The 24,786-nt window shown below is 72.9% G+C and carries 29 protein-coding genes; 6 read left to right on the top strand and 23 right to left on the bottom strand.

The window, feature by feature from the left end; genetic code table 11:
* The 5 genes from ACFSL4_RS03755 to ACFSL4_RS03735 form a co-directional block, all read left to right on the top strand.
* Positions 1 to 1,175: ADP-ribosylglycohydrolase family protein (locus ACFSL4_RS03755; protein WP_381078399.1), on the top strand; the 1,175-nt coding region annotated here is incomplete at its 5' end.
* Positions 1,176 to 1,182: 7 nt separating this feature from the next.
* Positions 1,183 to 2,409, top strand: coding sequence for an ADP-ribosylglycohydrolase family protein (locus ACFSL4_RS03750; protein WP_381078396.1), 1,227 nt, complete (start codon positions 1,183 to 1,185; stop codon positions 2,407 to 2,409).
* Position 2,410: 1 nt separating this feature from the next.
* Positions 2,411 to 3,799 (top strand): ADP-ribosylglycohydrolase family protein, encoded by a 1,389-nt coding sequence (locus ACFSL4_RS03745; RefSeq protein WP_381078394.1) that lies wholly within the window; start codon positions 2,411 to 2,413, stop codon positions 3,797 to 3,799.
* Positions 3,796 to 4,986 (top strand): CaiB/BaiF CoA transferase family protein, encoded by a 1,191-nt coding sequence (locus ACFSL4_RS03740; RefSeq protein WP_381078391.1) that lies wholly within the window; start codon positions 3,796 to 3,798, stop codon positions 4,984 to 4,986. The genes ACFSL4_RS03745 and ACFSL4_RS03740 overlap by 4 nt, the downstream gene beginning before the upstream one ends.
* A complete protein-coding gene (locus ACFSL4_RS03735; protein ID WP_381078389.1) occupies positions 4,983 to 5,828 on the top strand; it encodes an HpcH/HpaI aldolase/citrate lyase family protein in 846 nt (281 codons plus the stop codon). The genes ACFSL4_RS03740 and ACFSL4_RS03735 overlap by 4 nt, the downstream gene beginning before the upstream one ends.
* A 95-nt stretch (positions 5,829 to 5,923) precedes the next feature.
* On the opposite strand, the gene lgt is transcribed toward ACFSL4_RS03735, so the two are convergent.
* The 11 genes from lgt to hisI form a co-directional block, all read right to left on the bottom strand.
* On the bottom strand, positions 5,924 to 7,117 hold the full coding sequence (gene lgt / locus ACFSL4_RS03730; RefSeq protein WP_381078386.1) for a prolipoprotein diacylglyceryl transferase: 1,194 nt from the start codon (positions 7,115 to 7,117) through the stop codon (positions 5,924 to 5,926).
* A 110-nt stretch (positions 7,118 to 7,227) separates the two neighbouring features.
* A complete protein-coding gene (locus ACFSL4_RS03725; protein WP_381078383.1) occupies positions 7,228 to 8,007 on the bottom strand; it encodes a DsbA family protein in 780 nt (259 codons plus the stop codon).
* 97 nt (positions 8,008 to 8,104) lie between these two features.
* Positions 8,105 to 8,920: a tryptophan synthase subunit alpha gene (gene trpA / locus ACFSL4_RS03720; RefSeq protein ID WP_381078380.1), complete on the bottom strand. Its 816-nt coding sequence runs from the start codon at positions 8,918 to 8,920 to the stop codon at positions 8,105 to 8,107.
* Positions 8,917 to 10,203 carry a tryptophan synthase subunit beta gene (trpB, locus tag ACFSL4_RS03715; protein WP_381078377.1) on the bottom strand — a complete coding sequence of 429 codons (1,287 nt, stop codon included), beginning with the start codon at positions 10,201 to 10,203 and terminating at the stop codon, positions 8,917 to 8,919. The genes trpA and trpB overlap by 4 nt, the downstream gene beginning before the upstream one ends.
* Before the next feature lie 166 nt (positions 10,204 to 10,369).
* The gene (gene trpM / locus ACFSL4_RS03710) at positions 10,370 to 10,564 is read right to left on the bottom strand and encodes a tryptophan biosynthesis modulator TrpM (protein WP_381078609.1); all 195 of its coding nucleotides are present in this window, start codon (positions 10,562 to 10,564) and stop codon (positions 10,370 to 10,372) included.
* Positions 10,565 to 10,589: 25 nt separating this feature from the next.
* The gene (gene trpC / locus ACFSL4_RS03705; RefSeq protein ID WP_381078374.1) at positions 10,590 to 11,399 is read right to left on the bottom strand and encodes an indole-3-glycerol phosphate synthase TrpC; all 810 of its coding nucleotides are present in this window, start codon (positions 11,397 to 11,399) and stop codon (positions 10,590 to 10,592) included.
* Between the two features lie 176 nt (positions 11,400 to 11,575).
* On the bottom strand, positions 11,576 to 12,034 hold the full coding sequence (locus ACFSL4_RS03700; RefSeq protein ID WP_381078372.1) for a DUF2752 domain-containing protein: 459 nt from the start codon (positions 12,032 to 12,034) through the stop codon (positions 11,576 to 11,578).
* Positions 12,035 to 12,138: 104 nt separating this feature from the next.
* Entirely contained in the window at positions 12,139 to 12,366 is a 228-nt protein-coding gene (locus ACFSL4_RS03695; protein WP_381078370.1) for an HGxxPAAW family protein, read from the bottom strand.
* Positions 12,367 to 12,480: 114 nt separating this feature from the next.
* Positions 12,481 to 13,119: a TIGR02234 family membrane protein gene (locus tag ACFSL4_RS03690; RefSeq protein WP_381078367.1), complete on the bottom strand. Its 639-nt coding sequence runs from the start codon at positions 13,117 to 13,119 to the stop codon at positions 12,481 to 12,483.
* A gap of 63 nt (positions 13,120 to 13,182) precedes the next feature.
* The gene (locus ACFSL4_RS03685) at positions 13,183 to 14,661 is read right to left on the bottom strand and encodes an anthranilate synthase component I (protein ID WP_381078365.1); all 1,479 of its coding nucleotides are present in this window, start codon (positions 14,659 to 14,661) and stop codon (positions 13,183 to 13,185) included.
* Between the two features lie 11 nt (positions 14,662 to 14,672).
* Positions 14,673 to 15,074, bottom strand: a complete 402-nt coding sequence (hisI, locus tag ACFSL4_RS03680; RefSeq protein ID WP_381078363.1) for a phosphoribosyl-AMP cyclohydrolase — start codon at positions 15,072 to 15,074, stop codon at positions 14,673 to 14,675.
* A gap of 82 nt (positions 15,075 to 15,156) precedes the next feature.
* Between hisI and ACFSL4_RS03675 the strand changes: the two genes are divergently transcribed.
* Positions 15,157 to 15,792, top strand: a complete 636-nt coding sequence (locus tag ACFSL4_RS03675) for a TIGR03085 family metal-binding protein (RefSeq protein WP_381078360.1) — start codon at positions 15,157 to 15,159, stop codon at positions 15,790 to 15,792.
* Between the two features lie 257 nt (positions 15,793 to 16,049).
* On the opposite strand, the gene ACFSL4_RS03670 is transcribed toward ACFSL4_RS03675, so the two are convergent.
* The 12 genes from ACFSL4_RS03670 to hisD all read right to left on the bottom strand — a co-directional run bounded on the left by ACFSL4_RS03670 (position 16,050) and on the right by hisD (position 24,383).
* Entirely contained in the window at positions 16,050 to 17,297 is a 1,248-nt protein-coding gene (locus tag ACFSL4_RS03670) for an MFS transporter (protein WP_381078357.1), read from the bottom strand.
* 13 nt (positions 17,298 to 17,310) lie between these two features.
* On the bottom strand, positions 17,311 to 17,898 hold the full coding sequence (locus tag ACFSL4_RS03665; protein WP_381078354.1) for an ArsR/SmtB family transcription factor: 588 nt from the start codon (positions 17,896 to 17,898) through the stop codon (positions 17,311 to 17,313).
* A gap of 130 nt (positions 17,899 to 18,028) precedes the next feature.
* Positions 18,029 to 18,397 carry a hypothetical protein gene (locus ACFSL4_RS03660; protein ID WP_381078351.1) on the bottom strand — a complete coding sequence of 123 codons (369 nt, stop codon included), beginning with the start codon at positions 18,395 to 18,397 and terminating at the stop codon, positions 18,029 to 18,031.
* Positions 18,397 to 18,603 (bottom strand): hypothetical protein, encoded by a 207-nt coding sequence (locus ACFSL4_RS03655; protein ID WP_381078348.1) that lies wholly within the window; start codon positions 18,601 to 18,603, stop codon positions 18,397 to 18,399. Before ACFSL4_RS03655 ends, ACFSL4_RS03660 begins: the two co-directional genes overlap by 1 nt.
* A 13-nt stretch (positions 18,604 to 18,616) precedes the next feature.
* Positions 18,617 to 19,372, bottom strand: a complete 756-nt coding sequence (gene hisF, locus ACFSL4_RS03650) for an imidazole glycerol phosphate synthase subunit HisF (protein WP_381078345.1) — start codon at positions 19,370 to 19,372, stop codon at positions 18,617 to 18,619.
* A gap of 64 nt (positions 19,373 to 19,436) precedes the next feature.
* Positions 19,437 to 19,829, bottom strand: a complete 393-nt coding sequence (locus ACFSL4_RS03645) for a RidA family protein (protein WP_381078342.1) — start codon at positions 19,827 to 19,829, stop codon at positions 19,437 to 19,439.
* Positions 19,826 to 20,551, bottom strand: coding sequence for a bifunctional 1-(5-phosphoribosyl)-5-((5-phosphoribosylamino)methylideneamino)imidazole-4-carboxamide isomerase/phosphoribosylanthranilate isomerase PriA (gene priA / locus ACFSL4_RS03640; protein ID WP_381078340.1), 726 nt, complete (start codon positions 20,549 to 20,551; stop codon positions 19,826 to 19,828). Before priA ends, ACFSL4_RS03645 begins: the two co-directional genes overlap by 4 nt.
* Positions 20,552 to 20,554: 3 nt before the next feature.
* Positions 20,555 to 21,202 (bottom strand): imidazole glycerol phosphate synthase subunit HisH, encoded by a 648-nt coding sequence (hisH, locus tag ACFSL4_RS03635; protein WP_381078337.1) that lies wholly within the window; start codon positions 21,200 to 21,202, stop codon positions 20,555 to 20,557.
* Positions 21,193 to 21,357: a hypothetical protein gene (locus tag ACFSL4_RS03630; protein WP_381078334.1), complete on the bottom strand. Its 165-nt coding sequence runs from the start codon at positions 21,355 to 21,357 to the stop codon at positions 21,193 to 21,195. Before ACFSL4_RS03630 ends, hisH begins: the two co-directional genes overlap by 10 nt.
* A 4-nt stretch (positions 21,358 to 21,361) precedes the next feature.
* Positions 21,362 to 21,955 (bottom strand): imidazoleglycerol-phosphate dehydratase HisB, encoded by a 594-nt coding sequence (gene hisB / locus ACFSL4_RS03625; RefSeq protein WP_381078332.1) that lies wholly within the window; start codon positions 21,953 to 21,955, stop codon positions 21,362 to 21,364.
* On the bottom strand, positions 21,952 to 23,061 hold the full coding sequence (locus ACFSL4_RS03620) for a histidinol-phosphate transaminase (protein WP_381078329.1): 1,110 nt from the start codon (positions 23,059 to 23,061) through the stop codon (positions 21,952 to 21,954). Before ACFSL4_RS03620 ends, hisB begins: the two co-directional genes overlap by 4 nt.
* Entirely contained in the window at positions 23,058 to 24,383 is a 1,326-nt protein-coding gene (gene hisD, locus ACFSL4_RS03615) for a histidinol dehydrogenase (RefSeq protein WP_381078326.1), read from the bottom strand. Before hisD ends, ACFSL4_RS03620 begins: the two co-directional genes overlap by 4 nt.
* Positions 24,384 to 24,786: the final 403 nt, after the last annotated feature.

Genomic DNA, 24,786 nt, shown 5'->3' with positions numbered 1-24,786 from the left:
CCCGCGGGGTGCGCTCCGGCGGGCGACGGGGGGAAGGCGGGGCCGTGAACGCGGCCGCCGGCCCCCGCCGTACCGAAGGGCTCCTGCTCGGGCTCGCCGCGGGCGACGCCGCCGGGTGGCCCGCCGCCCGGCACCGGGCCGCCCGGATGCCCGAGTGGACCCGGCGGCTGACCCGGGAGCTGGACACCTTCGCCGAGCAGAACGCGACCACCACCCTGCCCGTCCCCATCGCCCTCAACCAACCGCCGGAACCGCTCAGGCTCGGGCCGTCGGACGACGCCGAGTGGGCGGCGTTCGCCGCGGAGGCCGTGCTGCGGGCCGGGGACGACGGCGCACTCGGCGACCTCGGACGGCAGCGGCGGATGCGCGCGGCCATCGACCTGTCCTGGAACGCCGTCGCCAGCGAGGTCGCCGCCGCGGCCGAGCGCGCGCCCGAGGTCGAGTCGGCGCTCCTGCCGCTGCGCGCCCGTATCTCCGTACGCGCGGGGCTCGGCAACCTCGCCGCCGGTCTGCGGCCGCCCGCCACCGGTCACGACAACCCGCACTACTTCGACGACGCGGCCTGCGTGCGGGCCTGCGTCCTCGCGGTGGCACATCCGGGCGATCCCCGACTCGCCGCGGAACTCGCCGAGTTCGACGCCCGCTACACGCAGGACGGCGACGGTGTGCACGGCGCGCGCGCCATGGCCGCGGCCCTCTCACTCGCTCTGACCGGGGAGGCCGTGGACACCTGCGTGGCGGCCGCCCTGGCGGAACTCCCCGAGTCGACCGAGATCGGCCGCAACGCCCGGCACGCGCTGCTGCTGGCCCGCGACAGCGACGGAACCTTCTCCGTCGTGCCGTTGCTGGAACACCAGATCGTCGACCACGTCTACAGCTACGGCATCGCGGCCGCGGAGACCGTCCCGGTCGCACTCGCGCTGGCGACGGCGGCGCACGGCCGGATCGCGGAGGCGGTGCCCGCCGCGGCCTGCCTGTCACGGGTCGCCGACTCCGCCCCGGCGCTGACGGGCGCCCTCACGGGTGCCCTGGGCGGCGGCGATGCGATCCCGCCCGCCTGGCGCGACGCCTGCCGCACCCTCTCGGGCTGTGCCCTCCCCCGCCTGACCGGCACCGACCTCGTACACCTCGCCGAACTCCTGGAGGCAACGGAACTGGTCACTCCAGGTGGATGATTCGGGCATGACGCCCACTCCTGACGAGACACTCACTCCCGACGAGACGCACGTTTCCGACGAGAGGCCCACCTCCGTCGGACAGCCCGCGCCCGGCGCGACGCCCACTCTCGGTGAACGCATCACCGGCGCCCTGGTCGGCGCTGCCGTCGGCGACGCCCTCGGCGGGCCCGTCGAGGGCCGCTCCCCAGAGGAGATCGTCGAGCGGCACGGCGGCCGCGTGCACGGGATCGTCGGGCCCTGGCACGGTGACGCCTGGCGCACGGCCCGCCCCATCGCCCCGTACCACAAGGGCGACGGCCATGTCACCGACGACACCTTGATGACCCATGCGCTGGTCCGCGTGTACGCGGCCGTCCGCGACCACCTCGACGCCTACGCGATCGCCGACCACCTGGTCCCCGACCTGATGGCCAACCCCCGCTGGATTCCGGAACTCGAGGCGGAGGCGATCCCGCTCCAGCGGGTCTTCCTCGCGGAGAAGTGGCTGGTGGCCCGGCTGCACTACGGCCATGCCGACCCCCGCGAAGCCGGCGTCGGCAACATCGTCAACTGCGGTGCCACGATGTACATGGCGCCGGTCGGCCTGGTCAACGCGGCCCATCCGGCGGGTGCGTACGCCGAGGCGCTGGACATCGCGGGCGCGCACCAGTCGTCGTACGGCAGGGAGGCCGCGGGCGTCTTCGCGGCGGCGGTCGCCGCGGCCTGCGCGCCCGGTGCGAGCCCCGACTCGGTCGTGGCGGCGTGCCTGTCGCTGGCGAAGGACGGGACGCGCGCCGCCATCGAGACGGTCTGTGAGACGGCCTCCCGCCACTCGGACTTCGAGTCGGCGCTGCTCCCGCTGCGGGAGGCGGTGGCGCCCTACGACACGGTGGGCCCCGACTACCGGACGCCGTCCCTGGGGGCCCGGCGCCCGTCCCGGCTGCACACCATCGAGGAACTCCCGGTGGCACTGGGCATGGTGGTGGTGGCCCGCGGCGACTACCGCCATGCGGTGCTCGGTTCGGTGAACTACGGCCGGGACTGCGACTCCATCGCGACGATGGCGGGCGCGATCACGGGGGCGCTGGGCTCGGGGGTCCCGTCGTACTGGGCGAAGACGGTCGCCGAGGCGAGCCGCCTCGATCTGCACGCGCCGGCAGGCACGCTCACGGAGGTCGCACGGGAGATCTTCGCCCGGGACGTGCACCGTCGCCGGGCCCACGAGGCGGCGTTCGCCGGGATCGGGGGCTGAGGTGCTCCGACTGACCTGGGCGCAGCCGGAGGACCTGCTCGGCCACGAGCTCCGCCAGGCGGAACAGGACGGCCGGGAGCCGTCCGTGATCGCGGCGCGGTGGACGGCGGCGGGCGGTCCGCCGGCGCCGGACCGCGCCGGGGCGTCACCGGTGCCGGTGTCCCCGTACCTGCGGCTCCTCGCGCAGGACCTGCTGGACGAACTCGCCGACCTGCCCAGCAGTTTGACGGAGCGGGAGCCGACGGACCTGGAGCGCATCAAGGCGCTGTGCCCCGACTGGCCGGTCCGCGGACCCGGCCCGAGGGCGACGGGCCCCACTCGTTCGTCCGCGGCCCCTGCCGAGACACGCCTGGAGGCCGCATGGCTCGGCCGGGCCGCCGGCTGCCTCCTCGGCAAACCCGTCGAGAAGCTCCCCCTCGACGGAATCCGCCGACTCGCCCGGGCCACCGGCAACTGGCCGCTGAGGACCTGGTTCACAGCGCGGGGAGTGCCCCCGGAACTGGTGGCGGCCCACCCCTGGAACCGCCGCTCCGCGGCGACCTCCCTCGCCGAGAACATCGACGGCATGCCCGAGGACGACGACCTCAACTACGCGCTGCTGAACCTGCTGTTGCTCCAGCGATACGGCAGGGGCTTCACCACCGCCGACGTGGCACGGCTCTGGCTCGACGAACTCCCCGCCGGCCGCACCTTCACCGCCGAACGCGTCGCCTACCGCAATCTCCTCTCCGGCGTCGAGCCCCCGCGCACCGCCCGCCACCGCAACCCGTTCCGCGAGTGGATCGGCGCCCTGATCCGCGCCGACGTGCACGGCTGGACGAACCCCGGCGACCCGGCCGCCGCCGCCGAACAGGCCCACCGCGACGCCACCCTCACCCACACCGCGAACGGCGTCCACGCGGCGATGTTCACGGCCGCCGCCGTCGCCGAGGCGGCCACCGGCGCCCACGACGTCCACCACTGCCTGCGCACCGGCCTCTGTGTCGTCCCGCCCGGCTCCCGGCTCGCACGCGCCGTACGCCACGCGGTCCGGCTCGCCCGCGGCACGGAGGACTTCGACTCGGTCGTCGACGAACTCCACGCCAGGCACCGCGCGTACCACTGGGTCCACGCCGTCCCCAACACCGCGCTGATCGCCGCGGCCCTCACCCACGCCGACGGCGACTTCACGGGCTCCATCTGCCGGGCGGTGGCCGGGGGCTGGGACACCGACTCGACCGGCGCGACGGCCGGCAGCATCGCGGGGCTGCTGGCCGGAGGCCCCCGGGCGCTGCCCGACCGCTGGACGACCCCGCTCAAGAACCGGCTGGCCACGTCCGTCGGCGACTTCAACGGCATCGGTTTCGACACCCTGGCCCACCTCACCCACCGGGAATCCCTTCGCTCATGACCCCTCCCCTCACCGGCCTGCGCGTCCTCGATCTCGCGACCCTCTTCGCCGGCCCCCTCGCCGCCACGCTGCTCGGTGACTTCGGTGCCGAGGTCATCAAGATCGAGCATCCGTCCCGGCCCGACCCCTCACGCGGGCACGGCCCGGCGAAGAACGGGGTGGGCCTGTGGTGGAAGCTGCTCGGCCGCAACAAGCGGGCGATGACACTGGACCTGTCGAAGCCCGGCGGCCGGACGACGCTGCTGCGTCTCGCCGCCGGCGCCGACGCGGTCATCGAGAACTTCCGCCCGGGCACCCTGGAGAAGTGGGGCCTGGGCTGGGAGGAGCTGTCCGCCGCCAACCCCCGTCTGGTGCTGGCCCGGGTGACCGCCTTCGGCCAGTTCGGCCCGTACGCGCACCGCCCCGGCTTCGGCACGCTGGCCGAGGCGATGAGCGGGTTCGCGGCGATCACCGGGGAGCCGGACGCGCCCCCGACGCTCCCGCCGTTCGGGCTGGCCGACTCGATCGCCGGCCTGGCGACGGCGTACGCGGTGATGACGGCCCTCGCGGCCCGGGACCGCACCGGCGCCGGCCAGGTGGTGGACATGGCGATCATCGAACCGATCCTCATGGTCCTCGGCCCGCAGGCGACCTGGTACGACCAGCTGGGCCATGTGCAGCCACGCACCGGCAACCGCTCCCAGAACAACGCCCCGCGCAACACCTACCGCACCGCGGACGGCCACTGGGTCGCCGTCTCCACCTCCGCGCAGTCCGTCGCCGAGCGGGTGATGCGCCTGGTCGGTCGCCCGGACCTGGCCGACGAGCCGTGGTTCGCGACGGGTACCGGGCGGGCCCGCCATGCGGACGTGCTCGACGCGGCGGTCGGCGGATGGATCGCCCGCCGCACGCGCGCCGAGGTCCTGGAGGTGTTCGATAAGGCGGAGGCCGCGGTGGCGCCGGTCCAGGACGTACGGGATGTGATGACCGACCCGCAGTACACGGCCCTGGAGACGATCACCACGATCCCCGACGATCCCGAGCTGGGCCGGCTGCGCATGCAGAACGTCCTGTTCCGCCTCTCCGCGACGCCCGGCACGATCCGCTGGGCGGGCCGCCCGCACAGCGCCGACACGGACGCGGTCCTGACCGAGCTCGGGCTCACCGGCCCGGAGATCACCGCGCTCCGGGCGGAGGGCGCCCTGTGACCGTGGGAGGAGCCTTCCCCCCGCTGACCTTGCTGTACGCGCCCGGGGACCGCCCGGAGACGGTCGGCAAGGCCCTGGTGTCCGGGGCGGACGTGGTGCTGATCGACCTGGAGGACGCGGTCGCCCCCGACCACAAGGAGTACGCGCGGACGGCGACGGCGGAACGGCTGTCGCAGCGCCCCCCGGTGCCGGTGCACGTCCGGGTGAACGCACTGGACAGCCCCTGGGCGGAGGCGGACCTGGCGGCGCTGACCGCCCTGCCCGGACTGTCGGGGCTGCGCCTGCCGAAGGTGACGTCTGCGTCGGACGTGGTCCGCGTCGCGGAGCGGGCGGTCTCCGCGGGGGGCGGCGCGATCCCCCTCCATGCCCTCCTGGAGACAGCCCTGGGTGTGGAGCGGGCGTTCGCGATCGCCTCGGCGCACCCGGCCGTACGGGGCATCGCGCTGGGCGAGGCGGATCTGCGGGCGGACCTGGGGGTGCGCGAGGACGCGGGTCTGGACTGGTCACGCTCGCGTGTGGTGGTGGCCGCGCGGGCGGCGGCGCTGCCTCCGCCGGCGCAGTCGATCCACCCGGACATCCGGGACCTGGAGGGCCTGGCGGCCTCCTGCGCCCATGGCCGCACCCTGGGCTTCCTGGGCCGCGCCGCGATCCACCCCCGGCAGCTGCCCGTCATCGAGCGGGCCTACGCGCCCACCGCAAAGGAGATCTCCCGCGCGGAGGAGGTCCTGAAGGCCGCGGCCAGGGACCAGGGCGCCCAGGCCCTCCCCGACGGGCGGTTCATCGACACGGCGGTGGTGCGGGAGGCTCATCTGACACTGTCCCTGGCCCGGCGGCGGCGGTGAGAAGCCGGACCGCCGCGGCCGGGGTTTCCCCTCCGGGAACGGACCAGGGCGCCGTACCGGGCGATACGGCGCACCCGGCCGGGTGCGTACGGTCCTCAGACCCTCTTGGCCGACTCGGCCTCGTCCTGCCCGGCCCCGGCCTTCTCCGCGTCCGTTGCCTCGGCGGCCCCAGCGGTCCCGGCGGCCCCAATCGCTCCGGCCGCGTCATCCGTCCCGGCCGCGTCATCCGTCTTGACGGTCTTGACGGTGCCGGCGCTCTCGGCGGCGGCAGCGGTCTTGCCAGCATCAGCGCCCTCGGCGGCTTCCGCCGCCTCCGTGGTCTGTCCGGTCTTCGGGGCGTCCGCGGCCCCCGGAGCGTCCGAAGCCTCCGCGGACGTCGTCTTCTCGTCCGTGGCCTGCGGCTTCTTCTGCTGCTCCGCAGCATCCCCGTCCGGCACCCCACCACCGGAGGCATCCTCGCCCGTGGCCTCAAAGGCGCCCGGCTCGACCACTTCCTCCCGGCCGGGCCGCAGCCGGGCCGACACCACGAGGTAGATCACGGCGAGCAGGAACACCCCGAGCGCGGTCCAGTCGTTCAGCCGCAGACCGAGGATGTGGTGCGCGTCGTCGACCCGCATGTACTCGATCCAGCCACGACCCACGCAGTACGCCGCCACATACAGCGCGAACGCCCGCCCGTGCCCCAGCGTGAAGCGGCGGTCCGCCCAGATCACCAGCAGCGCGACGCCGATGCACCACAGCGACTCGTACAGGAAGGTCGGGTGGTAGTAGCCCGGGACCCGTCCGTCGGTCGACGAGGTGATGTGCAGTGCCCAGGGGACATCCGTCGGCCGTCCGTACAACTCCTGGTTGAACCAGTTGCCCCAGCGTCCGATCGCCTGGGCGAAGGCGATGCCGGGCGCGACGGCGTCCGCGTACGCGGGCAGCGGGATGCCCCGGCGCCGGCAGCCGATCCACGCGCCGACCGCCCCGAGCGCCACCGCGCCCCAGATTCCGAGCCCGCCCTGCCAGATCTTGAAGGCGCCCACCCAGTCACGGCCCTCGCTGAAGTACAGCTCGTAATCCGTGATCACGTGGTAGAGGCGCCCGCCGACGAGGCCGAACGGCACCGCCCAGACCGCGATGTCGGCCACCGTGCCGGCTCGGCCGCCCCGGGCGATCCAGCGCTTGTTGGCGAGCCACACGGCTACGAAGACACCGATGATGATGCAGAACGCGTAGCCGCGCAGCGGGATGGGGCCGAGATGCAGCACCCCGCGCGACGGGCTGGGAATGTAGGCAAGTTCCATGGCAGGACCGACGCTACCGTGCCGGAAGCGCGGGGTGGCAACCCGCACCGGCTACGGGTCCATAACGTACGGTACCCGCGCCGGCGGGCCGGGATACCGCCCGGCCCGCCTCAGCGTTTGGTGGCCGCCTCCACCATCAGCTTCAGTTTCGCCGGTGTCATCGTCCGGTCGGCGTAGATGTTCTTCCCGCCGAACAGCACGGTCGGCGTGCCCGGGAAGCCGCCCTTCCGGAAGGCGGCGTTCGATTTCGCCACCCAGCCGTTGTGCTTGCCGTCCTCGACGCATTTCCGGAACGCCGGTGTGTCCAGACCGGGCACCTTGCCCGCCAGCCCGATGAGCTTGTCGTCGTCGCCGAACGAGTCCTGGGTCTCCTGGGGCTGGTTCCGGTACAGCGTGTCGTGGTAGCTCAGGAACTTGCCGGCGTCCTGGGCGCACGCCGCCGCGTTGGCCGCGCGACGGGATCCGCTGCCGCCCAGGTTTCCGTCGATGAGCGTGACGAGGTGGTACTCGACCTTGAGCTTTCCGGCGTCGACCAGTTGGTGGATCGTCGGGCGGTAGGCCGTCTCGAACGCCGCGCAGGCCGGGCAGCGGAAGTCCTCCCACACCGTGAGGGTCGACTTGGCGGAGTCCCGGCCGACCGGGATCGCGAGACCGTCCTTGCCCACCGCCCCCGAGGGAGCCACGGCGGGCCCCGCGGAGTCGCTCTGCTTGCCGCCCTTGCCGGCGTTCGCCGCAAGGACGCCCACCACCGCCGCCAGGGCCAGGACGCAGACGACCGAGGCGCCCACGATCAGCGCCCGGCGGCGCTTGTCCGCGGCCCGCTGCTTCTCTCGCTCGATCGCCATCCGCTCACGGGCGGTGCGCTTTCCGTCACGGTTCTTCTCGCTCACATGGGGCAGAACGAACCGGGGAGGCGCAGCGCGCCTCCCCGGCCCCAGGTCCACCCCTTCGGGTGAGGGGAATGGCCTCCCGGCCACCCCCGCCGCGTCAGGCGGCGCCGCGGACGCCTTCGGCCAGCTCGCCCGCCAGGGCGCGCACGGCCGCCAAGGCCGCCGCCTCGTCCTCCGCGTCCAGGATCCGCTTCACGAACGCCGAGCCCACGATGACACCGTCGGCGAACCCGGCCACCTCGGCCGCCTGCGCGGCATTGGAGACGCCGAGGCCGACGCAGACCGGCAGCCCGGTGGTCGCCCGGGTGCGGCGGACCAGGTCCTGGGCCTGCGCGCCGACGGACTCGCGGGTGCCGGTGACGCCCATGAGCGAGGCCGCGTAGACGAAGCCGGAGCCCGCCGCGGTGATCGCGGCGAGCCGCTCGTCCCTGCTGCTGGGCGCGACCACGAAGACCGTGGCGAGCCCGTGCTTCTCGGCGTGCTCCCGCCACAGGGCCGACTCCTGCACGGGCAGGTCCGGCAGGATGCAGCCTGCGCCGCCCGCCTCGGCCAGCTCGGCGGTGAAGCGCTCGACGCCGTAGCGGTCGATCGGGTTCCAGTACGTCATCACGAGCACCGGCTTGCCGGTCGCCGCGTACGCCTCGCGGACCGTGCGCATGACGTCGGCGATCTTGACGCCGCCGCGCAGGGCGATGTCGTCGGCGGTCTGGATGACGGGACCGTCGAGGACGGGGTCGCTGTGCGGCAGGCCCACCTCGACGATGTCGGCGCCGCCGTCGAGGACCGCCCTGATCGCCGCGATGCCGCCGTCGACGGTCGGGAAGCCGGCCGGCAGGTAGGCAATGAGCGCGGACCGCCTCTCCGCCTTCGCGGCGGCCAGGGTGTCGGACAGCAGCCGGATGTTGCCGCTCACTTGGCGTCCCCCTCGATCTCGGCGGTGCGGCTGTCGGCGTCCGCGGCGACGGACGCGTCGGTGTCGTACAGGCCGAAGTAGCGGGCGGCCGTGTCCATGTCCTTGTCGCCGCGGCCGGACAGGTTGACCACGATCAGCCCGTCCCTGCCCAGCTCCCTGCCGACCTCCAGGGCGCCGGCGAGCGCGTGGGCGCTCTCGATGGCCGGGATGATGCCCTCGGTGCGGGACAGCAGGCGCAGGGCCTGCATCGCCGCGTCGTCGGTGACGGCGCGGTACTCGCCGCGGCCGCTGTCCTTGAGGTAGGCGTGCTCGGGGCCGATGCCCGGGTAGTCGAGACCCGCCGAGATCGAGTACGGCTCGGTGATCTGGCCCTCCTCGTCCTGCAGCACGTACGACCGGGAGCCGTGCAGGATGCCGGGCTCGCCGGCGCTGAGGGTGGCGGCGTGCTCGCCGGTCCCGATGCCGTGGCCGGCGGGCTCGCAGCCGATGAGGCGCACGGACGGGTCGGGGATGAAGGCGTGGAAGAGCCCGATGGCGTTGGAGCCGCCGCCCACACAGGCGACGGCGGCGTCGGGCAGGCGCCCGGCGCGCTCCACGAGCTGCCGCCGGGCCTCGACCCCGATGACCCGGTGGAAGTCGCGGACCATGGCGGGGAAGGGGTGGGGACCGGCCACGGTGCCGAAGAGGTAGTGGGTGTGGTCGACGTTGGCGACCCAGTCGCGGAACGCCTCGTTGATGGCGTCCTTCAGGGTGCGCGAGCCGGACTTCACGGCGACGACCTCGGCGCCGAGCATCCGCATGCGGGCCACGTTGAGGGCCTGGCGCCTGGTGTCGATCTCGCCCATGTAGATCGTGCACTGGAGCCCGAACAGTGCGCAGGCGGTCGCGGTCGCGACGCCGTGCTGGCCGGCGCCGGTCTCCGCGATCACCCGGGTCTTGCCCATGCGCCGGGTGAGCAGGGCCTGCCCGAGCACATTGTTGATCTTGTGGGATCCGGTGTGGTTGAGGTCCTCGCGCTTGAGGAACACCCGGGCGCCGCCGGCGTGCTCGGCGAACCGCGGCACCTCGGTCAGGGCACTGGGCCGGCCGGTGTAGTTGACGAGCAGGTCGTCGAGCTCGCGGGCGAACTCGGGGTCGGTCTTCGCCTTGTCGTATTCGACGGCGACCTCGTCCACGGCGGCGACGAGGGCCTCCGGGATGAACTTGCCGCCGTACGCGCCGAAGTAGCCCTCGGCGCTGGGAACCCGGCCTTCGGGGTCGGGAATGAAGAACTCGCTGGGCATGCGGTTACCTCGCAGGGGCGTGCTGCCCCGGGTTGGTCGGACGGGAGTCACGTCGGTGACGTGCGCGCGTCGTCCCCCGCGTCTGCCGCCGGCCGCCGCCCGTCATCGCGGGAGGCGGGGAGCGGCGGGCGGAGCGGTCCGGCCCGTGTGGCGGACGGCGTCCGGCTCAGGCCGGCCGCCGGCGAGCGGCGCGCACGCGGAAGCGCCATCGCCTGCCGTTCACCTGGCCCGGCTCGTCACCGATGACGTACCGCACCCGTCGCCCGTGCACGCGCCGCGCGGGCGCCCGGCAGCCGCGCGGCCGGCATCCGCGGGCGAGGCGGGCGTACGGATCCCTGGTCGCCATGGTGATCGTGAGCATCATCAGCGCCAACCCTACCGGGGTGTCAGCCCCGCCCGTGCCGCAGCGCCGGGTGCGCGCCCGCCGCCACCAGGTCGGCGACCGCCGTCTTCGGATCGCGGCCGGTCACCAGCGACTCGCCCACGAGCACCGCGTCGGCACCCGCGTTGGCGTACGCGATCAGGTCGTGCGGCCCGCGGACGCCGGACTCGGCGACCTTCACGATCCCCGCGGGGACCTCGGGGGCGACCCGCTCGAACGTGGAGCGGTCGACCTCCAGGGTCTTGAGGTTGCGGGCGTTGACGCCGATCACCTTCGCGCCGGCGTCCGCCGCCCGGTCGACCTCCTCCTCGTCGTGCACCTCGACGAGCGCCGTGAGCCCGATGGACTCGGCGCGCTCGATGAGGGACTCGAGGGCGGGCTGGTCGAGGGCGGCGACGATCAGCAGCGCGAGGTCCGCGCCGTACGCCCGCGCCTCCCACAGCTGGTAGGAGGTGACGATGAAGTCCTTGCGCAGCACCGGGATGTCGACCCGGGCCCGCACGGCCTCCAGATCGGCCAGCGAGCCGCCGAAGCGGCGCTGCTCGGTGAGCACGGAGATGACGGCGGCGCCGCCCGCCTCGTAGTCCGCCGCGAGACCCGCCGGGTCGGCGATCGCCGCGAGCGCCCCCTTGGACGGGCTGGACCGCTTGACCTCGCAGATCACCTTGACCCCGTCACCGCGCAGGGCGGCGAGGCCGTCCCTGGCCGCGGGCGCCTTCGCCGCGCGCTCCTTGAGCTCGTCGAGGCTGACGCGCGCCTGCCGCTCCGCGAGGTCGGCACGGACTCCGTCGATGATCTCGTCGAGCACACTCACGCGAGCGGCCCCCTTCCTGGCGGTTGACGATTCAAGCGGCTCAACCGGATTGAGCCTCGGCCCACGGGGACCGCTTGTCGGACGAAACCGATGGTCACTGTGATGGTATCCGGAGGAGGGCGTAGGCCTCGCATCCGGTTGACACCGGTCCCACTACCTGGACATTCGTCAGTTGATCAAGGATGTAGCCAGCCACCGGACGGCAGGTTCCGGACAACCGTGAAGACCAGCAGCAACGCGCCCAGGCTCCACAGGTGCACCGGCCGGAGGTCGATCCACAGCGGCCGTCCCCGCACCGCGCGGACCACCCACACGGCCCACAGCACGGCGAAGACCGGATAGCCGACGGCGGCCAGGGCGTTGTCCTGGAGCGCCGTCAGGACGTCCCCGTGCACTAAGGCGTGCGCACCGCGCAGCCCGCCGCAGCCGGGGCAGTACACGCCCGTGATGCGCAGCAGCGGGCAGGCCGGGTAGTGCCCGGGCTCGTTGGGGTCCACGGCCCCGACGTACGCGAAGGCCGCGACGACACTCGCGAGCACCCCGGCGGGGACAGCGGCACGCCGGAGCGCGGCGGCTGCCCCGGGGTCCGTACGGGACGCGGTCACAGGAGCGGATTCGGCGTTCACACCTCGCATTCTGCCCGTCCCGCGCCCGGTTCGCCCACCGCGCCGCGGACACGCGGGAGGCGGCCCCCGCGCTCAGGGCAGGGGCCGCCTCTCGTGCACAGTCCGGGGAGGGCTCAGCGCTCCGTCGCGCTCGTCGGCTGGTGCGTCGGCTTCGGCTGGCCGAGGCCCATCTGCCGCATGATGCCGCCGACGACGGCGCCGGCGCCGATCAGCGCCATGCCCGCCCAGAAGCCGATGGGCTGGTCCATAACGGTGAAAGCGCTCGCGACGCAGAAACCGATGAAGGCGATGATGACGCCGGTCCAGGCGGCCGGGGTGTGACCGTGGCTGCTGCCCGCCATGACTTGCTCCTCGTTAGCTGAATGTGCACGTGTGAGTCGGACGCTCGGCGACCATTGTCCCGTACCCGCGCGTATGAGGTGACTCGGGGTCGCCCTCGCATGACGGTGGGCCGTTCAGGCACCGGTCGGGTCCTCGCCCCGGTCGAGTGCCTTCCACAGGTCCTCGGGGCGGTCCGGGTCGACCGGCCCGGTCCTGCGCGGACCGGGCGTGCCGCCGCGCTCGTAGCGGCCGGACATCGCCGGCCACAGCCGGCCGTGGCGCAGGGCGAGCAGCCCGGCGAGAAGGACGAGCGCCCCGCCGGCCGCCGTGATGTACGGCCAGACGGTGTGGGTGAGCGCGGCGGCGGTCGCGGCGGTGTCGCCGGCCGCCTGGGCCGCCTTCTCGTCCAGCGCCGAGTTGTCGCCGGCGCCGAGGAGCGCCGCGGCGACGGTGCCCGCGCCGGAGAGCGCGAGCAGCCCGGAGACGAGCAGACGGCCGGTGCTGCGGACGGCGAAGACGGCGACGAGCGCGGCGAGGCCCACGACGGCGAGGGCCGCGGGCACGCCCGTGACGTCGCTTCCCTTGGCGGTCAGCGGGAAGTCCCCGCCGGCCACCGCCACGGTCCCCGAGGACCAGCTCTGCCGGGAGGAGAGCAGCACCACGGCCGCGCCTGCCGCCCCGCTCAGCAGGGCGAGGGCGAGGCTGCGGCGGCCGGAGCGCGTGGGCGCGGCGGCCTCGGATCGGGGGTGAGGTACGGCAGTCACGTAGTCCACTATCGCCTGAGCCCCGGGCGAGCCATCACCCGGGACCCCTTGCCGGCCCATCGGCCCGTCGGTTCACCGGCCGAGCCGGTTCGCCGTGTGGACTGCGCGCAGCACCGCCGCCGCCTTGTTGCGGCACTCGGTGTCCTCGGCGACCGGGTCGGAGTCGGCGACGATGCCCGCGCCCGCCTGGACGTACGCGGTGCCGTCGCGCAGCAGGGCCGTCCGGATGGCGATGGCGGTGTCGGAGTCGCCGGCGAAGTCGAGATAGCCGACGCAGCCGCCGTACAGGCCCCGCCTGGACGGTTCGAGTTCGTCGATGATCTGCATCGCACGTGGTTTGGGCGCGCCGGAGAGCGTGCCGGCCGGAAAGCAGGCCGTCAGGACGTCGAACGCCGTGCGGCCGCGGGCGACCCGGCCCGTCACGGTGGAGACGATGTGCATCACGTGCGAGTACCGCTCGACGGACATGAAGTCGACGACCTCCACCGAGCCTGGCTCACAGACCCGGCCCAGATCGTTGCGCCCCAGGTCGACGAGCATCAGATGCTCGGCGCGCTCCTTCGGGTCGGCCAGCAGCTCCTCGGCGAGGGCCTGGTCCTCCTGCGGGGTGGCGCCGCGGTGCCGGGTTCCCGCGATCGGGTGAACCATCGCCCGGCCGTCCTCGACCTTCACCAGGGCTTCCGGGCTGGACCCGACGACGTCGAAACCGTCGAAGCGGAACAGGTACATGTACGGCGACGGGTTGGTGGCGCGCAGCACCCGGTACACGTCCAACGCGCCGGCCGTGCACGGTGTCTCGAAGCGCTGCGAGGGGACCACCTGGAAGGCCTCGCCCGCGCGGATGCGCTCCTTGATGTCCTCGACGGCGTCCTGGAAGTCCGTACCACCCCAGCGCGCCGTGTACTCGGGCAGCTCGGAGGGCGGGAGCACGGCGGGCGGCTGGGCGACCGGGCGGGACAGGTCGGCCTCCATCGCGTCGAGGCGGGCCACGGCGTCCGTGTAGGCCTCGTCGACGCCGGTGTCGAGGTCGTTGTGGTTGATCGCGTTGGCGATCAGCAGGACCGAGCCCTCCCAGTGGTCCATGACGGCGAGGTCGCTGGTGAGCAGCATGGTCAGCTCGGGGAGCCCGAGGTCGTCGCGCTCGCCGGGTCCGATCTTCTCCAGGCGGCGCACGATGTCGTAGCCCAGATAGCCGACCATGCCGCCGGTGAAGGGCGGCAGACCCTCCTGGTGGGGCGTGTGCAGGGTCTCGATGGTGGCCCGGAGGGCGGCCAGCGGGTCGCCGTCGACGGGGACGCCGACGGGCGGAGCGCCGAGCCAGTGGGCCTGGCCGTCCTTCGCGGTGAGGGTCGCCGCGCTGCGGACGCCCACGAAGGAGTAGCGGGACCAGGAACGGCCGTTCTCAGCGGACTCCAGCAGGAAGGTGCCGGGGCGCTCGGCGGCGAGCTTGCGGTAGAGCGCGACCGGCGTGTCGCCGTCGGCCAGGAGCTTGCGCGTGACCGGGATGACGCGGCGGTCGGTGGCCTGCTTGCGGAACGTCTCGAGGTCCATGGCGGCCGACCTTACTGATCCGCGGACGGCGCGCCGGAACCGGCGTCCTTGAGCAGCACGTCGGCGTCGAAGCATGTGCGGTCGCCGGTGTGGCAGGCGCCGCCTACCTGGTCGACCTTGACCAGCACGGCGTCGGCATCGCAGTCGAGGGCGACCGACTTCACGTGCTGGAGGTGGCCGGACGTGTCGCCCTTGACCCAGTACTCCCGGCGGCTGCGCGACCAGTACGTGCACCGCCCGGTCGTCAGCGTGCGGTGCAGCGCCTCGTCGTCCATCCAGCCGAGCATCAGCACCTCCCCGGTGTCGTACTGCTGGGCGATGGCGGGGAGCAGCCCGTCTGCGCTGCGCTTGAGACGCGCCGCGATCTCGGGGTCCAGGCCGCTGGGCCTGCTGGGCGGAGGCGTGCTGGTCATGCCGCCCATTGTGCCGCGCCGCGCCGCCGTGCCCGGCCGGCGTCCGGTGGGCGGACCGTGCCCCTGGTCGTACGCTGACTGCATGTCGACCCATGCCAAGCGTGAACGACTTCTCCTCGCCGACCTGTTGGAGGCCACGGGCCCGGACGCGCACACCCTGTGCGAGGGCTGGACCACCCGTGACCTGGCCGCACATGTCGTGGTGCGCGAGCGCCGCCCCGACGCGGCCGGGGGCGCCCTCCTCAAGCAGCTCGAACCCCGGCTGAACCGGGTCATGGCCGAATACACCGACAAGCCGTACGAGGAGCTGATCCAGCTCATCCGTACGGGTCCGCCGCGGTTCTCGCCCTTCTCACTGAAGCAGATCGACGAGATGGCGAACATCGTGGAGTTCTACGTCCACACGGAGGACGTGCGCCGTGCGCAGCCCGACTGGACGCCGCGCGAGCTCGACCCGGTCTTCCAGGACGCCCTGTGGTCACGGCTGGAACGCACCGCCCGCCTGGTCAGCCGCGGCGCGCCCACGGGTCTGGTGCTTCGCCGCCCCGACGGGCAGACGGCCATCGCGCACCGGGGCACACCGGTCGTGACGGTCACGGGCGAGCCCTCCGAGCTGCTGATGTTCACGATGGGGCGGCAGCGGGTGGCGGACGTGCAGCTGGAGGGCGACAAGGACGCCGTCGCGAAGATGCAGGACGCGAAGGAGCTGGGGATCTAGGGGGTGTTTCGAAAGTCCTGTGCGGTGCCCGCGGTGTCCGGTGCGTGCTCTCGGCGTGCCGGACGAAAGCCCTCGTACTGGACGTACTCGGGGTTTCGGCCGGTGCGGCGAGTGGGGGTGCCCCCTGCTCGAAGAGCTCGGGGGAGCGTGCCGGGCGCTGTGGGTGCTGTGCGGGACTTTCGAAACACCCCCTAGGGGCGCCCGGGGCTCCGGGGCGGCCGAGGGTGGCCGAGGACGGCCGAGGACGGCCGGGCCCCTCAACGGGGAAGTTCGGCGCGGCGCAGGTCGCGCACCCCCAGGGCGATCACCCCGCCGAGGCCGCAGACCGCGGCGCTCACGGCGAACACGGGACCGGTGCCCCACAGTCCGACGGCCGCGGCGAACAGCGGCATGCTCAGCGGGGCGAGGCCGAGGCTGACGATGCTCGAGACCGAGGTGACCCGGCCGAGGAAGGCCGGGTCGGCCTGGGTCTGTACCAGGGCACCGCACAGGGCCCCGCTGAGCCCGGCGAGCAGTCCGACGAGCAGGGCCACCCCCACGGCCGCGACGACGCCGGGGACATAGGCCAGGGCCCCGATGGCGACGCAGCCCGCGAGGCACGTGTACGCGACGACGTGCCCTGCGCGCGGCAGCCGCCCCCGCACGGTCAGCACCAGTGAGGCGGCTCCCGCACCGGTGCCGAACCCGGCGACGACCCAGCCCATGCCGGAGGCGCCCCAGCCGCGCTCGTCGGCCAGCAGGGTCACGCCGACGTTGAGGGGGCCGACGAAGCCGAGGTCACCGAGGGCGATGGCCACCATCAGCGGGGTGAGGACGCGGTGGCGGCGGATGTGGTCGAGCCCGTCACGCAGGTCCCGCCATGCGGTGCCGCGTGCAGCGGCCGCGTCGTCCTGGGGCGGCTCCCGCATCCGCACGGACACCAGCAGCGGCACCGAGACCGCGATCAGCAGCCCGGCCAGCGCGAACGCGGCTGCCGCACCCCCGATCGCCACGGCGAGACCCCCGAGCGGCGCGCCGACGACGTAGCTGAAGCGGATCGCCAGACCTCGCATGCCCTGGACGCGCGCCAGCTGGTCCCGGCCGGTCACACGCGCCGGTAAGGCGCCCACGGCGGGCAGGAACACGGCGTCGACGGTGCCGAAGACCACGGCGAGCACGGCCAGCGGCCACAGACCGGGGCCGGTGGCGAACACCAGCGCCGCCAACGACAGCGCGGCCGCGCAGCGCACCACGTCGCTGCCGATGACGACCCTGCGCGGTCCCAGCCGGTCGGCGACCACTCCCCCGCCCAGCATCAGCAGGGTGCGGGGCACGGCGCTCACCGCCATGACCATTCCCGCCTGCGAGGGTGATCCGGCCCGTACCGCGGCCCAGGACAGGGCGATGTAGTGGACACTGTCGCCGACCATCGACGAGGTGTATGCGGCGAGCCAGCGCAGGACGTTGCCGTCGCGGTGGGCGGCTCTGTCCGAGACGGCGGCTTCGGGTGTGACGGTCGTGGGCACGGGAGGGGTCCTCTCAGACGCGGAACGGGAATCCGTACACATGCAGTGCGACGTTCTCGCGCCCTTCGGCGTCGCCGGCCGCCTCACGGGCGCGCCCCTGCTCGTCGTACCTCTTGAGCAGGTCGTTCAACTCCTGCTTCAGCGCGGCCAGTTCCGGGGCCGTCAGGCGCAGCAGCGACTCGCCGTCGTAGGCCGCCTCATTCCACTCCGGCCCCCAGTGAGCGCGCTCGTCGAGGTAGGTGCGGTACATCTCGGCGCGCTGTTCCAGGAAGAGCCGCGATGCCGCCAGATGCGCCGCCACCTTCTCGGGCGCATCCCGGAAGTCCTCGTCGCGCACGAAGACGCCGTCCGAGGCCGGCTGCCACCAGCGCTCGCGCGCGTCCCCGCTCCGCGGCCCCGCCTCCTCGATCAGCCCGTGCTCGGCGAGTTTGCGCAGGTGGTAGCTGACCAGGGAGACGGCCTCGTCCACCTGCTCGGCCAACTGCGAGGCGGTCGCCGCCTCGGCCACGAACAGCAGTCGGTAGAGCTTGAGGCGGAGCGGGTGGGCCAGCGCCTTCAGCGTGCCGAGATCGCTGATCCGGCGGTTCTCCTTGCGTGCCATACCCCCACGCTAGATGCAAAAGAAAAACTGCACAATAGTTTTGCGCAACTTTCCTTTCGTATCTGCGGAAGCGAAACCCCGGCCACCCACCCGGGCAGCCGGGGCTCAACAGCTTCGACGCGCCACCTGGTCAGGCGGCCCAGTCACGCAGCAACCGGGCGGCTTCGGTCAGGTCGACCTCGTCACTGCGGATGTCGGCGGCAAGTCTCGCCCAGTCGCCGGGCTGGGGATCGACCGGCGTGCCGGACCCGTCCATGTACGCGCGAACGCAGGCGACACCGGTCGATGCGTTGCAGTCCGTGAACGGCCGAAGCCGCAAGGCCGTGTGCGGGAACGTGGCCGCACGCGCCGGCGCCTCCTCGCAGTAGGGCTCACCGGCGATGCGCTCGTATCTGTGCCGCTCGGCCATGCAGTGCAGCGCCCCAGCCGCGAATCGGGGTGTTCGGGGCGAAACCTCGATCTGCACGTTGCGGATCCAGCCCGCGTCGACGTACAGCATCACCGGAGGCCCGCCGGAAAGCGCTCCTCGAAGTCCGCGATGGTCTCCCGGGCGTACTTCGCGGCTCCCTCGACGAACCGCTGCTTCTGCCGCCGCCGCACCACGTCCTCAGTCAGGATGTCATGCGCCAGTCGCTTGATCGAGACGCCCTGCTCCTTGGCCTCCGCACGCAGCTCGGCCAGCTCCTCCTCGGTGAACTCGATCACAATTCCGGTCGAACTACCGTACGGGATGCCCCGCCTCCCGCAGCGTCTGCTTCACCTCTGCGATCCGCAGGTCCCCGAAGTGGAAGACTGAGGCCGCGAGCACCGCGTCCGCACCCGCCGCGATCGCCGGCGGGAAGTCGGCCGGCCTGCCCGCGCCGCCGGACGCGATGAGGGGCACGGTCACGTGCTTGCGCACGGCCGCGATCATCTCCAGGTCGTAGCCGTCCTTGGTGCCGTCCGCGTCCATCGAGTTGAGCAGGATCTCCCCCGCGCCCAGCTCGGCGGCGCGGTGCGCCCACTCCACCGCGTCGATGCCGGTGCCGCGGCGGCCGCCGTGGGTGGTCACCTCGAAGCTCCCCGACGGGGTGCGCCGCGCGTCCACGGACAGCACCAGCACCTGCCGGCCGAACCGCTCGGCGATCTCGCGGATCAGATCCGGGCGGGCGATCGCGGCCGTGTTGACGCCCACCTTGTCGGCGCCCGCCCGCAGCAACCTGTCCACGTCCTCGGCGGAGCGCACGCCCCCGCCGACGGTGAGCGGGATGAACACCTGCTCGGCGGTGCGGCGCACCACGTCGTACGTCGTCTCGCGGTTGCCCGAGGACGCGGTGATGTCCAGGAACGTCAACTCGTCGGCGCCCTCGGCGTCGTAGATCTTGGCCATTTCGACGGGGTCGCCCGCGTCGCGCAGGTTCTGGAAGTTGACACCCTTGACGACCCGGCCGTTGTCCACGTCCAGGCAGGGGATGACTCGGACCGCCAGGGTCATGAATCCACGGCTCCTCTTGCTGCTCCGGCCTCAGAAGGCTGCTTCCCGCCTCTGAAGGCTCCTTCTAGCCTCTGAAGGCTTCCAGTTCCACTTCGACCAGGATGCGCGGGTCGACGAAGCCCTCCACGACCAGCAGGGTCGCGACCGGGCGCACCGCGTCGAACAGCTCCTTGTGGGCGCGGCCCACCTCGTCGACGTCCCTCAGATGCGCCAGGTACATCCGGGTCCGTACCACGGACTCGATGCCGAGCCCGAACTCGCCGATCGCCTCGACCGCGCCGGCGAAGGCCACCTTGGCCTGCTCGTACGGGTCGCCCTCGCCGTACAGCACCCGGCCCCGGAAGGCCGTCGTGCCCCCCACCAGCACACGGTCGCCCGCCGCGACGGCGCGTGCGAAACCGAAGGTCTCTTCCCAAGGACTTCCGCTCTGCACACGCCTCACGGTTTCGGACGTCATGACGACACAGCCTCCAGTGCCTCTTCCAGGGTGAACGCCTTCGCGTACAGGGCCTTCCCGACGATCGCGCCTTCGACACCGAGGGACACGAGGCCGGCGATCGCCCGCAGGTCGTCCAGGGACGACACGCCGCCGGAGGCCACGACCGGGCGGTCGGTGGCGGCGCAGACGTTCTTCAGCAGCTCCAGGTTCGGACCCTGCAGCGTGCCGTCCTTGGCGATGTCGGTGACGACGTACCGCGCGCAGCCCTCCTTGTCGAGGCGCTCCAGCGTCTCGTAGAGGTCGCCGCCGTCGCGGGTCCAGCCGCGTCCGCGCAGGGTGGTGCCGCGCACGTCGAGGCCGACCGCGATCCTGTCGCCGTGCTCGGCGATGACCTCGGCGACCCACCGGGGAGTCTCCAGGGCGGCCGTGCCGAGGTTCACGCGCGTGCAGCCGGTGGCCAGGGCGGCGGCCAGGGTGTCGTCGTCCCGGATGCCGCCGGACAGCTCCACCTTGATGTCCATCGCCTTCGTGACCTCGGCGATCAGCGCGCGGTTGTCGCCGGTGCCGAACGCGGCGTCCAGGTCGACCAGGTGCAGCCACTCGGCGCCCGCCCGCTGCCAGGCGAGGGCGGCCTCCAGGGGGGAGCCGTACGAGGTCTCCGTGCCGGACTCGCCGTGCACGAGGCGGACGGCCTGGCCGTCGCGGACGTCGACGGCGGGAAGCAGTTCGAGCTTGGCCATGGTCTACAGGGTTCCGATCCAGTTGGTGAGCAGCTGTGCACCGGCGTCGCCGGACTTCTCGGGGTGGAACTGCGTGGCCCACAAGGCGCCGTTTTCCACGGCCGCCACAAAGCGCTTGCCGTGCGTCGACCAGGTGACCTTGGGGGCCCGCAGCGCCGGACTGTGCGTTTCGAGCTGCCAGTCGTGGACGGCGTAGGAGTGCACGAAGTAGTAGCGCGCGTCCGCGTCCAGGCCGGCGAACAGCTCCGAGTCGGCCGGCGCCTCGACGGTGTTCCAGCCCATGTGGGGCACGATGTCGGCCTGCAGCGGCTCGACCGTGCCGGGCCACTCGTCCAGGCCCTCGGTCTCCACCCCGTGTTCGATGCCGCGCGCGAACAGGATCTGCATGCCGACGCAGATACCCATCACCGGTCGCCCGCCGGCCAGCCGCCTGCCGATGATCCAGTCGCCGCGCGCCTCGCGCAGGCCGTGCATGCACGCGGCGAAGGCGCCGACGCCCGGCACCAGCAGTCCGTCGGCGTTCATGGCCCTGTCGAAGTCACGGGTGATCTCGACGTCGGCCCCGGCGCGGGCGAGGGCGCGCTCGGCGGAGCGGACGTTCCCGAAGCCGTAGTCGAAGACGACGACGCTCCTGGCCGTGCTCAATTCCACACCTCCAGGCGCATGACGCCGGCGACGAGACACATCGCCGCGCCGACCGAGAGCAGCACGATGAGGCTCTTCGGCATCTTCTGCCGGACGAAGGAGATGATCCCGCCGACGAGGAAGAGGCCGACGACGATCAGGACGGTCGAGGTACCGTTCATGGCTCTACAGCGCACCCTTCGTGGACGGGAGAATGCCGGCCGCCCGCGGATCGCGCTCGCTGGCGTACCGCAGCGCCCGCGCCAGCGCCTTGAACTGGCACTCCACGATGTGGTGCGCGTTGCGCCCGTACGGCACGTGGACGTGCAGTGCGATCTGGGCCTGGGCGACGAACGACTCCAGGATGTGCCGGGTCATCGTGGTGTCGTACGCGCCGATCACCGGCGCCATGTTCTCGGGCTCGGTGTGCACGAGGTAGGGGCGGCCGGACAGGTCGACGGTCACCTGGGCGAGCGACTCGTCCAGCGGGACCGTGCAGTTCCCGAAGCGGTAGATCCCGACCTTGTCACCGAGGGCCTGCCGGAAGGCGGCGCCGAGGGCGAGCGCGGTGTCCTCGATGGTGTGGTGCGAGTCGATGTGCAGGTCGCCCTCGGTCTTCACGGTCAGGTCGAACAGACCGTGCCGGCCCAGCTGGTCCAGCATGTGGTCGTAGAAGCCGACGCCGGTCGCGATGTCGGTCCTGCCGGTGCCGTCGAGGTCGATCTCGACGACCACGGAGGTCTCCTTGGTGGTCCGCTCCACGCGGCCTACCCGGCTCATGTGCTCTGCTCCTTCTTCAGCTCACGTGCCGCGTCCAGGAACGCGTCGTTCTCCTGCGGTGTTCCGGCGCTGACCCGCAGCCACCCCGGCACGCCGTTGTCCCGGACCAGGACGCCCCGGTCGAGGATCTTCCGCCAGGCTTCGTGGGCGTCGGCGAACCGCCCGAACTGCACGAAGTTGGCGTCGGACTCGGTGACGTCGTAGCCGAGCGCGCGCAGCTCGGTGACCAGCCGGTCCCGCTCGGACTTCAGCTGCTCGACGTACTTGAGCAGGGTGCCGGTGTGCTCCAGGGCGGCCAGGGCGGTCGCCTGGGTGACCGCCGACAGGTGGTAGGGCAGCCGGACGAGCTGGACGGCGTCCACGACCGCCGGGTGCGCGGCGAGATAGCCGAGGCGCAGTCCGGCCGCGCCGAACGCCTTCGACATCGTCCGCGAGACGACGAGATTCGGCCGCCCTTCGATGAGCGGCAGCAGCGAGCGGCCGTGGCTGAACTCGATGTACGCCTCGTCCACGACGACCATAGACGGCTTCACCGTCTGTGCGGCGTCGTACAGGGCGAGGACCGTCTCGGGCGGCACCGCGTTGCCGGTGGGGTTGTTCGGGGAGGTGACGAAGACGACGTCCGGCCGGCTCTCGGCGATCGCCCGCTCGGCGGCCGCGAGGTCGATCGTGAAGTCGTCGTTGCGGGGGCCGGAGATCCAGCCGGTGCCCGTGCCGCGCGCGATGAGCGCGTGCATCGAGTACGACGGCTCGAAGCCGATCGCGCTGCGGCCCGGTCCGCCGAAGGTCTGCAGCAGCTGCTGGATGACCTCGTTGGAGCCGTTGGCCGCCCAGACGTTCTCCAGGCCGACCCGGTACCCGGCGGTCTTCGTCAGGTACTCGGCGAGCTTCGTGCGCAGCTCGACCGCGTCACGGTCGGGGTAGCGGTTGAGGCCGCGGGCGGCCTCGCGCACGCGCTCGGCGATCCGCTCGACCAGCGGCTCGGGCAGCGGGTAGGGGTTCTCGTTGGTGTTCAGCCGTACGGGGACGTCCAGTTGGGGCGCGCCGTAGGGGGACTTGCCGCGCAGCTCGTCCCGTACGGGAAGATCGTTGATTCCGAAGGTCACTTGCTCTCGGGCACCTTCCATCCGAACCGGGCCTTGATCGCCGCGCCGTGCGCCGGCAGGTCCTCCGCCTCCGCCAGCGTCACCACGTGCTGCGCGACCTCGGCCAGCGCGTCCTTCGTGTAGTCGACGACGTGGATGCCGCGCAGGAAGGACTGGACGGACAGGCCCGAGGAGTGGCAGGCGCAGCCGCCGGTCGGGAGCACATGGTTGGAACCGGCCGCGTAGTCGCCGAGCGAGACCGGCGCCCAGGGGCCGACGAAGATCGCGCCCGCGTTGCGCACGCGGTCCGCGACGGCGGCGGCGTCCGCGGTCTGGATCTCCAGGTGCTCGGCGGCGTACGCGTCGACCACCCTGAGGCCCTCGTCGATGCCGTCGACCAGGACGATCGCGGACTGCTTGCCCGTGAGCGCCGGGCGGATCCGGTCCTCGACGTGCCGGGTGGCCTCGGCCTGCGGCAAGAGCTCCTTCTCCACAGCCTCGGCCAGCTCGACCGAGTCGGTGACCAGGACGGCGGCCGCCAGCGGGTCGTGCTCGGCCTGGCTGATCAGGTCCGAGGCGACGTGCACCGGGTCGGCGGTCCCGTCCGCGAGGATCGCGATCTCGGTGGGGCCGGCCTCCGTGTCGATGCCGATCCTGCCGGTGAAGTAGCGCTTGGCAGCGGCGACCCAGATGTTGCCGGGGCCGGTGACCATGGTGGCGGGCGGGCAGGACTCGGTGCCGTACGCGAACATCGCGACCGCGGTCGCGCCGCCCGCCGCGTAGACCTCGTCGACGCCCAGCAGGGCGCACGCGGCGAGGATCGTCGGGTGCGGCAGGCCCCCGAACTCGGCCTGGGCCGGGGAGGCGAGGGCGATCGACTCGACGCCGGCCTCCTGCGCGGGCACGGCGTTCATGACCACGGACGACGGATAGACGGACCGGCCGCCGGGCGCGTACAGCCCGACGCGGTCCACCGGCACCCACTTCTCGGTGACCGAGCCGCCGGGCACGACCTGGGTGGTGTGCGTGGTGCGGCGCTGTGCGCGGTGGACGAGGCGGGCGCGGCGGACGGACTCCTCCAGGGCCGCGCGCACGGCCGGATCGAGCCGGTCGAGCGCCTCGTCGAGCGCCTCGGCCGGGACCCGTACCGACTGCAGGCGTACGCCGTCGAACTTCTCGGCGAAGTCGATCAGCGCCGCGTCGCCCCGATGATGCACGGCTTCGCAGATCGGGCGCACCTTCTCCAGGGCGGCCTGAACGTCGAAGTCGGCTCGGGGCAGCAGGTCGCGCAGGGCCGGGCCCTCGGGGAGGGCGTCGCCGCGCAGATCGATTCGGGAGATCACAGAGCCAATTCTCGCAGACGGCAACGAGGCGCCGGACGACCGTATCAATGGCTGATACAGAGTGTGGGCGGTCGGGCGGTCTGCGTGGCGGGGCGGCCGATCGCCGTCCGTCGGGGCGCGGGCCGGGCGCGGAGGGACCGCGGGCCGGGCGCGGAGGGACCGCGGGCCGGGCGACCGGTTCGGCCCCGGCTCCGGCACGCGCGGTAACGGGCCGCCACGTTCGGGGGGCGTGTCGCGCTGTGGGGCGGGGCGTCCCGGGCCGGGCGTGGTGCGGGTGGAGCGTCCGTCCGGGCCGCCTGGGTGGGCTGGGCCGGCCAGGCGCTCCGGATCGATCCGGGCCCGTACCAGGCGCTCGGACGGCGTCGGCCGGGTCCGGGGGCCGGCCGGATCGCGCCGCGGTCCG

The sequence above is a fragment of the Streptomyces caeni genome, assembly GCF_042678285.1.
Lineage (GTDB): Bacteria > Actinomycetota > Actinomycetes > Streptomycetales > Streptomycetaceae > Streptomyces > Streptomyces caeni.
This window is presented reverse-complemented; position numbering and strand designations above follow the sequence as displayed.